The 1,406-nt window shown below is 66.0% G+C and carries 2 pseudogenes; one reads left to right on the top strand and one right to left on the bottom strand.

Going from position 1 to position 1,406, the window contains the following annotated elements:
• Positions 1-584, bottom strand: a pseudogene (gene zapE / locus JCM19049_RS14270) (cell division protein ZapE); the annotation flags it as partial.
• Positions 585-834: 250 nt separating this feature from the next.
• On the opposite strand from zapE, the pseudogene JCM19049_RS14265 reads away from it, so the two are divergent.
• Positions 835-1,406: pseudogene (locus tag JCM19049_RS14265) on the top strand (sulfurtransferase); the annotation flags it as partial.

The raw sequence follows: 1,406 nt of genomic DNA, 5'->3' as shown, positions 1-1,406 counted from the left end.
GTGCCTTGATTTCGCGCTGGAAGTCCACGGCGGCGAAGCGCCCCTCCCCCAGCGCCCCGGGCAGCGTGTTGGAGGTGGCGGCCAGCTTGACCCCGGCGTCGGAGAGCTCGCGCATCAGTCGGCTCATCAGGACGGTGTCCCCCGGGTCATCGAGCTCGAACTCGTCGATGCACACCAGCTTGTACTGGCTGAGCACGTCCACGGTCTGGCGGAAGGAGAGCGCCCCGACCAGGTTCGTGTACTCCACGAACGTGCCGAACGCCTTCGGCCCCGGGGCGGCATGCCACAGCGAGGCCAACAGGTGGGTCTTGCCCACGCCGAACCCGCCATCGAGGTAGATCCCGTTCTTGGTGGTCTTGGCCTTGCCGAACAGCTTGGCGAACACCGAGCTTCGGGTTCTTGCCGATGGAGTCCGCGAACGCCTTGAGCTTGGTCACCGCCTCGGCCTGGGAGGGCTGGGAGGGATCCGGATGGTACGTGTTGAAGGACACCTCGCCGAAGCGGTAGGAGGGGTGGAACCCGGCCAGCAGCTCCTCGACGGAGACGTTCGGTGTCGTTTCCGTCAGGTGGGTAATCGTGGCCATGCGCTCCATAAAGTCCTTCAATCCCGTGCTCGTGTGCCCAAGCGTGCTCAAGTGTGCCCTGCTCGACCGGCGGGCTGGTCCATCGGCCAGTTTACCCCGAACCGTGGTGGGGATTGTGGCCGGATGTGACGTATGACGGCGCGAAATATTACGGCGGGGACTAACCTAGATAGGGAGTCGAGGCTGCTGCCCGCATCCGGGCGTCAGCGCTCCAACCAGCGAACCAAGCAGTTAGGAAAGTGAACGCCGCATGTCGCTCCCCATCGACACGAACCCAGCGTACGCCCAGTACGCCCACCCCGAACGGCTGGTCTCCACCCAGTGGGTCGCCGACCACCTGGGCAGCGACGGGCTGGTGGTGCTGGAATCGGACGAAGACATCCTGCTGTACAACACCGGGCACATTCCCGGGGCCCTGAAGATCGACTGGCACACCGAACTGAACGACGAGGTCACCCGCGACTACGTGGATGGCGAGGGTTTCGCCGCGCTGATGAGCGCCAAGGGCATCACCCGCCAGAGCACCGTGGTGCTCTACGGGGACAAGTCCAACTGGTGGGCCGCCTACGCGCTGTGGGTCTTCACCCTGTTCGGCCACGAGGACGTGCGCCTGATGGACGGCGGACGGGACAAGTGGATCGCCGAGGGCCGGGAGCTGAGCACGCAGACCCCCACCGTGCAGCCCACCGAATACCCGGTGGTGGAGCGCGAGGACAGCGCCATCCGCGCCTACCTGCCGAGGTGCTCGAGCACCTGGGCAAGCCGCTGATCGACGTGCGCTCCCCGGAGGAGTACACCGGCGAGCGCACCCACATGCCCGCC

The sequence above is a fragment of the Arthrobacter sp. JCM 19049 genome (genome assembly GCF_001310435.1).
This window is presented reverse-complemented; position numbering and strand designations above follow the sequence as displayed.